At 64.8% G+C, this 13324-nt stretch carries 17 protein-coding genes; 10 read left to right on the top strand and 7 right to left on the bottom strand.

The features are described 5' to 3' along the window. Positions 1 to 150 precede the first annotated feature (150 nt). On the top strand, positions 151 to 963 hold the full coding sequence (gene speB, locus LZ016_RS09375; protein ID WP_366512898.1) for an agmatinase: 813 nt from the start codon (positions 151 to 153) through the stop codon (positions 961 to 963). On the opposite strand, the gene LZ016_RS09370 is transcribed toward speB, so the two are convergent. The 5 genes from LZ016_RS09370 to rpsM form a co-directional block, all read right to left on the bottom strand. Further along, positions 960 to 1139, bottom strand: coding sequence for a hypothetical protein (locus tag LZ016_RS09370; protein ID WP_241447111.1), 180 nt, complete (start codon positions 1137 to 1139; stop codon positions 960 to 962). The genes speB and LZ016_RS09370 overlap by 4 nt on opposite strands. A gap of 89 nt (positions 1140 to 1228) precedes the next feature. Further along, complete coding sequence (locus LZ016_RS09365) at positions 1229 to 1759, bottom strand: PRC-barrel domain-containing protein (protein ID WP_241447110.1); 531 nt, start codon at positions 1757 to 1759, stop codon at positions 1229 to 1231. A gap of 178 nt (positions 1760 to 1937) precedes the next feature. Next, the gene (locus LZ016_RS09360; protein ID WP_241447109.1) at positions 1938 to 3008 is read right to left on the bottom strand and encodes a DNA-directed RNA polymerase subunit alpha; all 1071 of its coding nucleotides are present in this window, start codon (positions 3006 to 3008) and stop codon (positions 1938 to 1940) included. 95 nt (positions 3009 to 3103) lie between these two features. Beyond that, a complete protein-coding gene (gene rpsK / locus LZ016_RS09355; RefSeq protein ID WP_241447108.1) occupies positions 3104 to 3493 on the bottom strand; it encodes a 30S ribosomal protein S11 in 390 nt (129 codons plus the stop codon). 108 nt (positions 3494 to 3601) lie between these two features. Continuing rightward, positions 3602 to 3970 carry a 30S ribosomal protein S13 gene (rpsM, locus tag LZ016_RS09350; RefSeq protein ID WP_241447107.1) on the bottom strand — a complete coding sequence of 123 codons (369 nt, stop codon included), beginning with the start codon at positions 3968 to 3970 and terminating at the stop codon, positions 3602 to 3604. A gap of 215 nt (positions 3971 to 4185) precedes the next feature. On the opposite strand from rpsM, the gene LZ016_RS09345 reads away from it, so the two are divergent. From LZ016_RS09345 to LZ016_RS09315, 7 genes are read left to right on the top strand one after another with little or no spacing between them, the layout of a single operon-like run. Beyond that, on the top strand, positions 4186 to 4662 hold the full coding sequence (locus LZ016_RS09345) for a DUF2127 domain-containing protein (RefSeq protein ID WP_241447106.1): 477 nt from the start codon (positions 4186 to 4188) through the stop codon (positions 4660 to 4662). A 21-nt stretch (positions 4663 to 4683) separates the two neighbouring features. Then, positions 4684 to 5613 (top strand): bifunctional riboflavin kinase/FAD synthetase, encoded by a 930-nt coding sequence (locus LZ016_RS09340; RefSeq protein WP_241447105.1) that lies wholly within the window; start codon positions 4684 to 4686, stop codon positions 5611 to 5613. Positions 5614 to 5659: 46 nt separating this feature from the next. Further along, a complete protein-coding gene (ileS, locus tag LZ016_RS09335) occupies positions 5660 to 8506 on the top strand; it encodes an isoleucine--tRNA ligase (RefSeq protein WP_241447104.1) in 2847 nt (948 codons plus the stop codon). Continuing rightward, positions 8499 to 8996, top strand: coding sequence for a signal peptidase II (gene lspA / locus LZ016_RS09330; RefSeq protein ID WP_241447103.1), 498 nt, complete (start codon positions 8499 to 8501; stop codon positions 8994 to 8996). Before ileS ends, lspA begins: the two co-directional genes overlap by 8 nt. Further along, entirely contained in the window at positions 8989 to 9393 is a 405-nt protein-coding gene (locus tag LZ016_RS09325) for a DUF3035 domain-containing protein (protein WP_241447102.1), read from the top strand. The genes lspA and LZ016_RS09325 overlap by 8 nt, the downstream gene beginning before the upstream one ends. A gap of 27 nt (positions 9394 to 9420) precedes the next feature. Then, positions 9421 to 9972, top strand: coding sequence for a winged helix-turn-helix domain-containing protein (locus tag LZ016_RS09320; RefSeq protein WP_241447101.1), 552 nt, complete (start codon positions 9421 to 9423; stop codon positions 9970 to 9972). 44 nt (positions 9973 to 10016) lie between these two features. After that, complete coding sequence (locus LZ016_RS09315) at positions 10017 to 10364, top strand: hypothetical protein (protein ID WP_241447100.1); 348 nt, start codon at positions 10017 to 10019, stop codon at positions 10362 to 10364. On the opposite strand, the gene LZ016_RS09310 is transcribed toward LZ016_RS09315, so the two are convergent. Further along, complete coding sequence (locus LZ016_RS09310; protein ID WP_241447099.1) at positions 10361 to 11194, bottom strand: sulfurtransferase; 834 nt, start codon at positions 11192 to 11194, stop codon at positions 10361 to 10363. The genes LZ016_RS09315 and LZ016_RS09310 overlap by 4 nt on opposite strands. A gap of 49 nt (positions 11195 to 11243) precedes the next feature. Between LZ016_RS09310 and queF the strand changes: the two genes are divergently transcribed. Together queF and LZ016_RS09300 are read left to right on the top strand one after the other, a co-directional pair. Further along, on the top strand, positions 11244 to 11690 hold the full coding sequence (gene queF / locus LZ016_RS09305) for a preQ(1) synthase (RefSeq protein WP_241447098.1): 447 nt from the start codon (positions 11244 to 11246) through the stop codon (positions 11688 to 11690). Next, a complete protein-coding gene (locus LZ016_RS09300; RefSeq protein WP_241447097.1) occupies positions 11677 to 12684 on the top strand; it encodes a 2-dehydropantoate 2-reductase in 1008 nt (335 codons plus the stop codon). The genes queF and LZ016_RS09300 overlap by 14 nt, the downstream gene beginning before the upstream one ends. On the opposite strand, the gene LZ016_RS09295 is transcribed toward LZ016_RS09300, so the two are convergent. Then, entirely contained in the window at positions 12685 to 13323 is a 639-nt protein-coding gene (locus tag LZ016_RS09295) for a hypothetical protein (protein ID WP_241447096.1), read from the bottom strand. Position 13324: the final 1 nt, after the last annotated feature.

Genomic DNA, 13324 nt, shown 5'->3' with positions numbered 1-13324 from the left:
TGGAACCGACAGTCGGGCAGGTAACAGGGCCGTGTAGACGCTTCGGAATCGTATCTCGACGTTGAGGGCCCGTAACAGGATTTATGCGGCGGGGCGATTACACGAATCAGTTGAATCGTCGCGGGCCCGCAACGGCCTGACGCTTGCAAGGTGGAGGAGGCAGAGTTGAAGAAGGTTCGCCTGTTGGGACTGCCAACGGACTCCCACTCCTCATTCCTGAGAGGGCCGGCGCTGGCGCCTGAAGCCATTCGCGCCGCGCTCGCGTCGGAACACAGCAATCTTGCGACTGAGTCGGGCATCGAGATCGGGGTCGACTTGGCGTTGAAGGATCTGGGCAATCTGCCGCTCGACGAAACTGGCGGCGACTTCGACCGCATCCGCGAAGGAGCCGAGGAAGCCTCAAAGGGCGGAGCGGGGACTATCTTCCTGGGTGGCGATCATATGGTCACCTACCCGATCGTGGCCGGCGTCGCCGAAGTGCACGGCCCCGTGAACATCCTGCACTTCGATGCCCATCCCGATCTCTACGACGATTTCGAAGGCGATCCGCTCAGTCACGCTTCGCCATTCGCACGGATCATGGAACGCGCCCTAGCTACCCGTCTCGTGCAGGTGGGCATCCGGACCCTGAACGGCCATTGCCGTGAGCAGGCGGCGCGCTTTGGCGTTGAAGTGGTCGAGATGCGGGACTTTGCACCCGCGGCGGTGCCGATTCCGGAAGGCCCGCTCTACGTCAGCATCGATATGGACGCGCTCGATCCCGCATTCGCTCCCGGCGTGTCACACCATGAACCGGGCGGGCTGTCGGTTCGCGACATCCTCTCGGTCCTCCATCGGCTCCAGGGGTCGATCGTCGGCGCGGACGTTGTCGAATATAATCCGACGCGCGACATCAACGGCATGACGGCAGTGGTCGCGGCCAAGTTCGTGAAGGAGCTCGCCGCGCTGGCCGCGCGTGACTAGCGCAGCCTCGCGATCTTCAGGCCGTCTTCCTTGGCCCGCTGCTTCACCGATTCCTCGCTACGAGTGAGCGCCTTAGCGATCGCCTTCAGCGCCATGCCCTTGGCGGCCAGCGTCCGCAGCTTCGCCAACTCCTCAGGCTTCCACGGCTGCTTATGCCGTTCGAAACGTTCTGCCATGTCCAATTCCCCTCCGTCCGGTGCCGCATAGCATAAATGGAAAGGGCCGCCCCAGTGGGACGGCCCTCCTTTGTCTGCCGTGGGAAAGCTTACGGCGTGGTCGTGCTCGTGGTCACGACGTCTCCCGAAATGCTCAGCGAATTGGCCGGAAGCCGAACCGTCTGGCCGGTGGGGGTCGTCACGACGACCATGCGGATGGACCCATTGGAGCCGGTGATCACTTGGCTCACCGTGCCGAGGGTCGTGCCGCTGCTCGACTGAACGTTCAGTCCCGTCGTTAGGCCCGGCAGCGTGTCAGCGGCCACGGAGCCGCCTGCAAGCACACTATTCTCGTTCGCGTGGGAGACGCCGGTCGGCGACGCATTGTTTGGGCCCCGGCTCTCCGAACGCGCCTGGTCGCGGGTGGTCGTGCCCATGGTCGTCGTGTCCGTGGGCTGCGTAGTACTCGGCTGCATGGTCGTCGTGCTGCTGTGGCCTTGCCCCATGCTCGTCGAGCTATGGCCCTGTCCGGACGATGCCGTCGGCGGCCCCGAAGCGGATCCGTGGCCGGCATGCTGTGCGATCGCCGGGACGGCAATGAGCGCCGTTCCGGCCAGCGTTGCCGTAATGAACTTGTGCATTTGGAAACTCCTAAATCCCTGAAATGGGGGACTTAGTGAACGTCCGGCAGCACCGGGCGCTACCATTCACTCATATGTTAGCGATGACGTGCCATTCGGGCGGGACGGGGCCCGGGCACAAAAGAAAAGGGCCGCCCCAGCGGGACGGCCCTTCCATCTTTCGTGACTTGCCAGAAGCTTAGCCGAGCATTTCCTGCTCGAGCTTCTTCGCCATCTCTTCGATGTTCTCCGGCGGCCAGCCGGGGATGTCCATGCCGAGGCGCAGGCCCATCGAGGCAAGGACTTCCTTGATCTCGTTGAGGCTCTTGCGGCCGAAGTTCGGCGTGCGGAGCATCTCGGCCTCGGTCTTCTGGACCAGGTCGCCGATGTAGATGATGTTGTCGTTCTTCAGGCAGTTCGCGCTGCGGACCGACAGCTCCAGCTCGTCGACCTTCTTGAGAAGGTAACGGTTGAGCTGGTTGGTATCCGTCGGGGTCTCCGTCGCGGACGGGACGGCGATGCCGGCCGTGACCGGCGCGGCGGCGCGGACCTGGCCCTCGTCGAAGTGGACGAACAGCTGCAGCTGGTCCTGGAGGATGCGCGCCGCATAGGCCAGCGCGTCTTCCGGAGCGACCGTGCCGTCGGTTTCGACGGTCAGCGTCAGCTTGTCGTAGTCCAGTTCCTGGCCGACGCGGGTGTTCTCGACCTTGTACGCCACCTGGCGGACCGGCGAGTACAAAGCGTCGACCGGGATGAGGCCGATCGGAGCGTCGGCCGGACGGTTCGCCGCGGCCGGGACGTAGCCCTTACCGATGTCGGCGGTCAGCTCCATGTTGAGCGTCGCGCCATCGTCGAGGTGGCAGATCACGAGGTCGGGGTTGGTGACTTCGATGTCGCCCGACGTCTGGATCATGCCCGCGGTGATTTCCGCCGGACCCGTCGCCGAGAGGCTGAGCCGCTTCGGGCCTTCGCCTTCCATCCGCAGAGCGATTTGCTTCACGTTCAGGACGATGTCGGTCACGTCCTCGCGGACGCCCGCAAGCGAGCTGAACTCGTGCAGCACGCCTTCGATCTTGATCGAGGTGACGGCAGCGCCCTGAAGCGACGACAGAAGCACCCGGCGCAGCGAGTTGCCGAGCGTCATTCCGAAGCCGCGCTCCAGCGGTTCGGCGACGAAAACGGCGCGGCGGCGGGAATCGCCCGCGCCCTGCTTACGCTCGAGAGCGTTCGGCTTCTTCAGTTCCTGCCAATTTTTCGCGTTGACGGCCATGTTTCTTCCCTAGCCCTGGGCGGGGGAGGTGGGGTCCCGCCCGAAAATTTCAAACTGCCGCCGGATGACTTCCCGGCGGCGGCGGCGCCACGTCGTTAGACGCGGCGGCGCTTGCTCGGCCGCACGCCGTTGTGCGGGATCGGCGTCACGTCGCGGATCGAGGTGATGGTGAAGCCCACGGCCTGCAGGGCGCGAAGAGCGCTCTCGCGGCCCGAGCCCGGACCCTTCACTTCGACCTCGAGGGTGCGGACGCCGTGCTCGGCGGCTTTCTTGCCCGCGTCTTCAGCGGCGACCTGCGCCGCGTACGGCGTCGACTTGCGGCTGCCCTTGAAGCCCATCATGCCCGCGCTGGACCAGGCAATCGCATTGCCCTGCGCGTCGGTGATGGTGATCATGGTGTTGTTGAAGCTGGCGTTTACGTGAGCGACGCCGGCCGTGATGTTCTTGCGCTCCCTGCGGCGGAGGCGCTGCGGTGCTTGGGCCATTTAATTCTACATCCCTTCAAAAGTCGTGCTGGGGCGTCGCGCCTTGCTCAACTCGCCATCCGGCGGAGTAATGCGGCGCAACCGTCCCCCGGACGATCGCTGCTGCGATTACTTCTTCTTGCCAGCGATCGGCTTGGCCTTGCCCTTGCGGGTGCGCGCATTCGTGTGCGTGCGCTGGCCGCGGACCGGAAGGCCCTTGCGGTGGCGCAGGCCACGGTAGCAGGCCAGGTCCATGAGCCGCTTGATGTTCATCGCGGTCTCGCGGCGGAGGTCGCCCTCGACGGTGAGGTCGCGGTCGATCGCTTCGCGGATGTGCAGGACTTCCTGATCGGTCAGGTCCTGGACCCGGCGCTCGGGAGTGATCCCAAGCTTGGCCGTGATTCCCTTGGCCGTGGTGCGGCCAATGCCGTGGATGTAGGTCAGCGCGATTTCGACGCGCTTGTTAGTCGGGATATTGACGCCGGCGATGCGTGCCATTCTGTTTCCTTCTTCAGCTCCACAGGTGTGGAATTTTGCAGAGGGAAATTCCCACGCTTGACCCCACGCCCATCTCGTCGCTTGTTAAGCCCCGTTCCAAACGAAAAACCGACGCGCGCACAAGTGCGCCGCCGGAACCGGTGGATCGGGATAGCTGCGAAATAGGATTTGACTCTCTTCAAGTCAAGCCTTCGCGCGTGTAGCCGGGGCCTTCCATGAAAGAAAAGCGTATCCACCGGCTGTTCGTGCTGAGCGTCGGCCTCAAGGGCTTCTACGCCCTCGTCGAGATTGCGAGCGGAATCGGCCTGCTGGTGGTCACGCACGCGGCCATCATCACCTTCCTCAATCGCTTCTCGACCGACGAGATGATGCAGGACCGGCATGACTGGGTCGCTAGCCATGTGCTTGAATTCGCCCAGAGCTTCTCGCTGGAGACCCAGCACTTCTACGGGCTGTATCTGGTGACGCACGGCGTCGTGAAGCTCGCGGTCGTCATCGGCCTGCTGCGCGAAAAGCTGTGGGCCTATCCCGCGTGCTTCGTCGTCTTCACCGCCTTCATCGCCTACCAGCTCTACCGCTATAACTATACGCACGACATCGGCCTCGTCCTGCTGTCGATCCTCGATGCCTTCGTCATCGCGCTGGCCTGGCACGAATATCGCCTGCTGCGGCGGCACTTGCCCACGCACTGATTTGCGATAGGACCACGGCCAATGCAGCGGCTTCACCACGATCAGCCCATTCCGGAAGCGCTCCGCGGCGCGGTGCTCGCGCTCGGCAATTTCGACGGCTTCCACCTCGGCCATCAGGCCGTCGTGAGCAGGGCGATCGCGCTCGGCTTCCACATGCGCCGGCCGGTGATCGTCGCGACGTTCGATCCCCACCCTGTCCGTTACTTCAAGCCGGATGTTCCGCCCTTTCGGCTGACGACCCTCGATCAGCGGCAAGAGCTGTTCGCACACGCCGGCGCCGATGCGATGCTCGTTTTCGAGTTCGGCCCGGATCTCGCCGCGACCAGCGCAGAGAAGTTCGTCACGGAGATCCTCGCAGGCCGGATCGGCGCGGCGGGGGTCGTCACGGGCGACGACTTCACCTTCGGCAAGGGCCGGACCGGCAGCATCGAGATGATGCGTGAGCTCGGCGCTCGGCACGGCATCACTGCCGAGGCGGTGTGCCCGGTCCTCTACGAAGGGGAGCGGATTTCCTCCGGCCGCATCCGCGATGCGCTGGAGGCGGGAGACGTCGCGAGGGCGACCCATTTGCTCACCCGCGACTTCGCGATTGAAGGCGTGGTCCAGCGCGGCGACCAGCGCGGGCGGGAACTCGGCTATCCGACAGCTAACCTGGTGCTGGGCGATTATCAGCGCGCCAAGTACGGCATCTACGCGGTGCGGGTGAGGCTGGACGACGGACGCGAGGTGCCCGGCGTCGCCAGCCTCGGCATCCGTCCGACTTTCGAGCCTCCCGTGGAACTGCTGGAGACCCATATCTTGGACTTCGACGGCGACCTTTACGGTCGCAAGATCGAGGTCGGCCTCCACGCTTACATCCGTGAAGAAAAGAGGTTTGGTGACATTCAGGGGCTCGTTGCCCATATGAAGGATGACGAGGCGAGGGCCCGACACCTTCTCGCGCTCGACTAAGCCCCAGTTTGCAATCTCATGAGCGGCCGTTAAGGCCCCGCACCAAATGGCCGACAGCCCCGACACCACCGAACTGAAGCGGGATTACCGCTCGACCGTCTTCCTGCCCAAGACCGACTTCCCCATGAAGGCCGGCCTGCCGCAGAAGGAGCCGGCGATCCTCGCCCGCTGGCTGGAAGGCGACATCTACCAGCAGGTACGCCGCAGCCGCGAAGGCCGCGAGAAGTTCATCCTTCACGATGGCCCGCCGTACGCCAATGGCGACATGCATATCGGCCATGCGCTGAACCACATCCTCAAGGACATGGTCGTCCGCACCCAGACGCTCCTGGGCAAGGACGCGCCGTACGTGCCCGGCTGGGACTGCCACGGTCTTCCGATCGAATGGAAGGTCGAGGAGCAGTATCGCAAGAAGAAGCTCAACAAGGACGAGGTGCCGGTCAAGGAGTTCCGGGCCGAGTGCCGCGCCTATGCCCAGCACTGGGTCGACACGCAGCGCGAGCAGTTGAAGCGGCTCGGCATCGGCGGCGACTGGGATCATCCGTACTTGACGATGGACTTCCAGGCGGAAGCGACGATCGTCGCCGAGCTGATGAAGTTCGCCGAGAGCGGCCAGATCTATCGCGGCGCGAAGCCGGTCATGTGGTCGCCGGTCGAGAAGACCGCGCTGGCCGAAGCCGAGATCGAATATGAGGACATCACCTCGACCCAGATCGACGTGGCGTTCGAGATTGTTGAGAGTCCGATCCCGGAGCTGGTCGGCGCCCATGCGGTAATCTGGACGACCACGCCTTGGACGATTCCGGTCAACCAAGGCATCGCTTACGGGTCGGACGTTGAATACGTGCTGCTCTCGGGCGAAGGCTTCCACGTCCTTGCCGCGGAGCCGTTGGTCGGCGCGTTTAAGGAGCGCAGCGGGCTCGTTCATCTGCAGCCCGTTCGGCATCTGAAAGGCTCCGACCTCGCCGGCACCGTCGCGCGTCACCCGATGCACAAGCTCGGCGGCTTCTTCGCCAAGCCGCGGCCGTTCCTGCCGGGCGACTTCGTCACCACCGATCAGGGTACGGGCCTCGTCCACATGGCGCCGGACCATGGCGAGGACGATTTCGAGCTGTGCAAGGCGAACGGCATCGACCCGGTGTTCGCGGTCGACGGTGCAGGCTTCTACCGCCCCGACTGGCTGTGGCTCGGCGGGCAGGGCAGCGTCATCAACAACAAGTTCAATGCGCCGGATGGGCCGATCTGCACCGACCTGCGCGACGCCGGCGCTTTGCTGGCGGCGAGCGCGGACTTCCTGCACAGCTATCCGCACAGCTGGCGGTCGAAGGCCAAGGTCATCTACCGCTGCACGCCGCAATGGTTCGTTGCGATGGACAAGCCGCTCACGCACTTCTCTCCCGAAACGCGCGCAGAGCAGCGCTGGGACAATGAAGGCGGCGCCGACCCGGTTGACGAGACTCAGGGCGCGACGCTCCGCCAGCTCGCGCTGAACGCCATCGCCCAGACCCGCTTTGTGCCCGAGAAGGGCCGCAACCGCATCGGCTCGATGGTCGAGCAGCGCCCCGACTGGGTGCTCAGCCGCCAGCGCGCCTGGGGCGTGCCGATCGCATTGTTCGTCGAGCGCAAGACCGGCCAGCTCCTCGTCGACCATGACGTGAACCGGCGCATCGTCGCGGCCATCCGCGAGCAGGGCGTCGACGCCTGGGATCCGGAGAACGCTGCCGCTTTCCTCGGCAACCGCAACCCCGACGATTACGAGATGGTCGCCGACATCCTCGACGTCTGGTTCGACAGCGGCTCGACCCACGCCTTCGTGCTGGAAAGCGGCCGCTGGCTGGAGCAGCGCTGGCCGGCCGACCTCTACCTCGAAGGCAGCGACCAGCATCGCGGCTGGTTCCAGTCCTCCCTTCTCGAAAGCTGCGGAACGCGCGGCCGGGCGCCGTTCGACGCGGTCCTGACCCATGGCTTCACGATGGACGCCAAGGGCCTCAAGATGTCGAAGAGCCTCGGCAATACCATCAGCCCCATCGACCTGATGAAGGAGCATGGCGCCGACATCCTTCGGCTGTGGGCGCTGTCGGTCGACTTCACCGAGGACCATCGCATCGGCAAGGAGATCCTCGCCGGCGTCGCGGACCAATACCGCAAGCTCCGCAACACCTTCCGCTACCTGCTTGGCGCGCTCGCCGACTTCCGCGAGGAGGAGAAGGTCGGCATCGAAGCCATGCCGGAGCTGGAGCTCTACATGCTCCACCTGACCGCGGAGCTGGACAAGAAGCTGCGCCACGCGGTCAACGACTTCGACTTCAACAGCTACACGCGGCTGCTGTCCGATTTCGCCAACAACGATCTGTCGGCCTTTTACTTCGATATCCGCAAGGACGTCCTCTACTGCGAGGTGAATGCGGAGTCAGGCTTCCAGACCGAGAAGCGGCGCGCCTACCGAACGGTGCTGGACGAGATGTTCCAGGCGCTCGTGCGCTGGCTTGCGCCGGTGCTCGTGTTCACGACCGAGGAAGTCTGGGGTACGCGCTACCCCGACGGCGGCTCGGTGCATCTGCTCGAATGGCCGCAGATCCCTGACGTGCCCGCCGATGACGGCCGCTGGGCCAAGCTGCGGGAGCTTCGCGCCCAAGTCACCGAGACCATCGAGCCGCTGCGCCGTGAAAAGATCATCGGTTCAAGCCTCGAGGCCGAGGTCACCGTTCCCGAACTGCTCGCAACGCCGGATCAGCTGGCCGAGCTGTTCATCACGTCGACAGTTCACGGCGGCGAAGCACTGAGCGTCGAGAAGACCGATCATCACAAGTGCGGGCGCTGCTGGCGCTACCTGCCGGAAGTCGAGGAAGACGGCACGCTCTGCGGCCGCTGCGAGGATGTCGTGAATGCGTGACCGTTCCTGGGGCTTCGGGGTCGCCCTGTTGGTGTTCCTTCTCGATCAGGCGGTTAAGTGGTTCGTGACCGGGCCGCTGAACCTGCGCGAGGTCGGGCAGGTTTATCTGCTGCCCTTCTTCCAGTTCACCTACACCGAGAATTACGGCATCTCACTCGGCCTGTTCAACGCGCACAACGCGCTCGGCCGCTGGATGCTGGTCCTGATGACGAGTGCGATCGCCATCGGCGTGGCCATTTGGATCGTCCGGGAGAAGCTTCGCGTCGACCAGGTCGCGCTCGGCCTCGTCCTCGGCGGAGCGCTCGGGAACATCCTCGACCGCACCCGCCACGGCTACGTCGTCGACTTCGCCGACTTGCACTTCGGCGACTTCCGTCCGTTTTTAATCTTCAATGTCGGCGACGCTGCCATTAGCATTGGCGTCGTCATACTGTTACTGCGGGCCTTCCTCGCCAAGGAGCGCCCCAAGGAGAATGCCGAACATGCGTAAATTGGTTTCGCTGGCGCTGATTCCTGCTCTCGCTCTTGGCGGGTGCGCGGCATTCGGCAAGCGCGCCACGCCGGATGAGTTCCAGGTCGCGCGCAACGCGCCGCTGGTGATTCCGCCGGACTATTCGCTGACTCCTCCGGTCGCCGGCACTGCCGCGTTGAACCCGCAGGACGCTCAGCAGCAGGCGATCGACGCTCTCTTCGGCGGACCCGCTCCGCGCAGCTCGAGCGAAATGAACATGCTGGAAAAGGCCGGCCGCGACCGTACCCAGATCGGCGCGCGCTCGACCGCCGGCGATCCTGATACGCGCGTGGTCGACAAGGGCCCGGTGACGATGACGATCCTGAACGCTCCGGAAGCGGACGGTCAGGTGGCATCGGCGTCGGTGCCTCAGTAGGCCTACAACGAGCGGGGTGGGCAAATAATGGCTGAAGAAACACTTTCCGCACGCCTCGTGGAAATCGAGTCCATGCTCGAGCGGTCGCGTCGCCGCTTCGAGGAGGGCTCGCGCCTCGTCGAAGAGGCGCAGCAGCTGATGGGCGAGATCCAGCAGGCCATCATCGGGTCCCCGCGCCGCGTGTCGCCGGAGGACAGCGAGGAAGCGGCATCCCGCCTGCTCGCATCGCTGAAGGCTTCGGGCGGCGAGATGCCGGAGACGCTCTGCGGCGGCCGCCTGTCGGTCGACCAGGTCCAGCGCCTCATTCGCATCGATGGCCATCCGATCGGCATCACCGAGATGGAATATCGCGTGCTGGAGCTGCTGGCCTTCGCGCGCAACAATGTCGTCACCCGCGCGATGCTGTTGAAGCATCTCTACCGCCGGGCCGACGACCAGCCACAGCCGAAGATCATCGACGTCTTTATTTCGAAGCTGCGCAAGAAGCTGCGCAGCGCTTCGGGCGGGGCCGAGTTCATCGAGACGATCCCGCAACGCGGCTGGATCCTGCGCGACATCGACGCTCAGCAAGGCGCCTAAGGGTCTTCACACTTTCTTGACCATGGCCGCGGCAAGCTGCGGCCATGTTCCAGATCCTCTCCATCGAAGCCGCTGGCGAAGCGACGATCGAGTGCGGCGAGCTTGCCGCGCGCGTTGCCGGACTGAAGCGCGCTCTGCGCCTTCTCGAGCCGCACGGGCATGGCCCAGCGTGCGACGAGGAAGACTTCCTGGGCCTGGATTTTGCGAGCGAAAGCACCCGCCGCTGCTTCGATCACCGGTCGGAGCGGATTGTGGGAGCCGCTGCGGCGGGCCTCGATGCCGTCGTGAACGTGCGCAACGAAGGCCAGGAGCCGCATCCGATTGCGGTGGACTTGGTCGCCGACGCGATTCGTGAAGGCCTCGCCAACCTCGACGAGCTTCTGCGCCGCTAGGCTGCGCCCTTCACCTTCGGGGTCGAAGGGTCGGAGCCCCACTCGCTCCAGCTTCCGTCATACAAACGCGTGTCGCGGTTCCCGAGCAAGCGCGCCGCGAAAATCAATGAGTTGGCGGTCACGCCAGACCCGCAGGTCGCGACGAAAGGTCGATCGACGTCTGCGCCCGCGGCGAAGAAGAGCTTTCGAATCTCCTCCCGCGGCTTGAACGTCCCGTCAGGGTTATAGATCTCGGCATAGGGCAGGTTGCGCGCGCCGGGCATGTGACCAGGCTCGACGCCTGGACGCGGATCCTCCTCGGCCCCCTCGAAGCGCGGACGTCCTCGCGCGTCGACCAGCGGGACGCCTAGACCGGACAGGATCTCATTCTTGCCGACCACATTCGCGGGTTTGGCCGCCGCATCGAAGCGGGCTTCGCGGGGTTCGGGCTTTCCGCTCTCCGTCGGCCGGTTCTCGGCCAACCATTTCTGGAATCCGCCATCGAGGATGGCGACCCGATCGGCGCCGAAATGGCGCAGCATGAACCAGCCTCGGGCCGCGGTGCGCAGCGGGCTGTTGTCATAGACGACGATGCGATCGTCGTGCGCGACACCCAGCTTTGTCATCGCGACTCCGAAGTCCTCGGCCGACGGCAGCATGTGCGGCGCGGGGTTCTGCTTCTCGCTGAGTTCGTCGATGTCCAGGAAGCGCGCTCCCGGGATGTGGGACTGCTGAAACTCCCCGCGTCCGCTGCGGCCCGATGAGGGCATAAACCAGCTGCAGTCGACGGGTACGATGTCGCGCGCGGCCAGGTTTTGGGCCAGCCAGGCGGTGGAGACCAGATCGTCCATCGCGCGCAAGGATAGGCGTGAAGTCTTACGTCTGCTAGCTGGCCGCCCGATGGAGACTACGCACCTCGGCAAGCCCAGCGCCTTGCCAGCGTCGCCGGAAGAAGCGCGGCTCGACTATGTGCCGAACCCGCGGCCCGATACGCTTTACCTCGTCCGCTTCGCCGCGCCCGAATTCACGTCGCTCTGCCCAGTGACCGGCCAGCCGGACTTCGCACATCTGGTCATCGACTATGCGCCCGGCGAGACCATCGTCGAGAGCAAGAGCTTAAAGCTATTCCTCGGCTCCTTTCGCAATCACTGCGGCTTCCACGAGGACGTCACGGTGGGAATCGGCCAGCGGCTTGTCGAGGAGATGAAGCCGCGGTGGCTCCGGATCGGCGGCTATTGGTACCCGCGCGGCGGCATGCCGATCGACGTCTTCTGGCAGAGCGGAACGCCGCCCGAGGGGCTGTGGCTGCCGGACCAGGGCGTGCAACCCTATCGTGGCCGCGGCTAAAGTCGTCATTCATGGCGCCGGATCGGTCGGCTGTTTCGTCGGCGGCTGTTGGCAGGCGGCCGGAGTGCCAGTCAGCTTTTTGGGCCGTCAGAGCTTTGCGGCAGAAATCGCCGAGCACGGCCTCTCGCTCGCCGACTTCACAGGATGGCAGAGGCGCCTCGACTCGGTGGATTACCGGACCGATCCGGCCGTTCTGGCCGAAGCCGACATCATCGCGCTGACCGTGAAAAGCGGGGCGACCGAGGAAGCGGCCGAGCAGATCGCGCGCCATGCCCGTGACAGTGCGCTCGTCATCAGCTTCCAGAACGGCATCAGCAATCTGGACGTCCTGCGTCGGAAGTTGGGGCAGCGCCTGCAGGTCGCGCGCGGCATCGTGCAGTTCAACGTCGCTTATTTGGGCGAGGGGCGCTTTCACAAAGGCGTCGCCGGCGCGCTTTATGCGGAGGACCGCCCCGACATCCGCGCATTGGCTGCAACGGTCGGTGATGGGCGCGCTGCGCTGAAGCTTTCCGAAGACATGACCGGCGTCGCCTGGGGCAAGCTGCTCATCAACCTCAACAATGCGGTCAATGCGCTGTCGGGCAAGACCTTGCTCGGCGAGTTCGCGGAGCGGGATTACCGGCTGGTCGTCGCCGCTTCCCAGCGCGAGGCGCTGGCCCTTCTCAAGAGAGCGGGGATTTCGCCGGCCAAGATCGCGGCCGTCTCGCCGGGCCTGCTCCCGACGGTGATCGGATCGCCGAACTGGCTGTTCAAGAACGTCTTCCTGCGGAGCTGGAAGATCGACGAGAAGGCGCGTTCGTCGATGAACGACGATCTCGCGGCGGGCCGAAAGACCGAGATCGAATATATCAACGGTGAGCTTGTCCATCTGGCCGAGAAGCTTGGCGTCGATGCCCCGATCAATGGCGCTATCGTCCGCCTGATCCACGAAGCGGAGGCGGGGCGCGGACCGTTGCGAGCGCAAGAACTGCGCCGTGAGGTGCTCGGGCGCTAGTTAGTGGCGGACTGGCTTGAAGGCGATTTTCGCATCGTAGCGATAGAGGATGAGCTGATCGCCGTCCCGGCTCAGCTGCTCATCCTGAAAGCGCACCTTGCCCAGGTCATTCGGCACGAAGCGAACGGTCAGACGATGCCCGCCGCCGCCTGAAACAGGGATTGGCGAGGACACGTCGCCGTAAATCGGCACGACCGGCTGGATTGCCGCCACTCTAGCGCTGTCGACGGGAACGTGCCCATCACCCTCGGCCTCGGCCGGTTCGACCTTCCCGTCCTTCATGGTCACCAACATCCGCAGGTCGGTCGTGAAATTGCCGAAGCCCGGAGGCGCGAGCACCACCCATAGCTCGCCGGCGGGCGCGGGCTCGTCCTTCACGAGCTCGAACGCCGGCGCTTTGGGCATCGGGTCGCTTGTCAGGACCACAGTGTCGCCGAGCATCCGCCACTTGCCTTCGCCCTGCTCGGACGCGGCGCCATATTCCAGCGCGTAGCGGAAGCGTCCGTCGGGATTTAGCTCCAGCCCACCCGCCATCTCCATCTGGCGGATTTCGTAGAGGCCTTCGACCATGGGCGGCGGCTCGGCCGGTGCCGCCGCCGAAGCGGCGAAAAGCACCGGTCCGAGCAGCGCCTTCAGCACG

The organism is Sphingomonas telluris (assembly GCF_022568775.1).
GTDB classification, from domain to species: Bacteria; Pseudomonadota; Alphaproteobacteria; order Sphingomonadales; family Sphingomonadaceae; genus Sphingomicrobium; species Sphingomicrobium telluris.
Note: the sequence above shows the minus strand (reverse complement) of the source record. Positions and strands in the feature narration are given on the sequence as shown.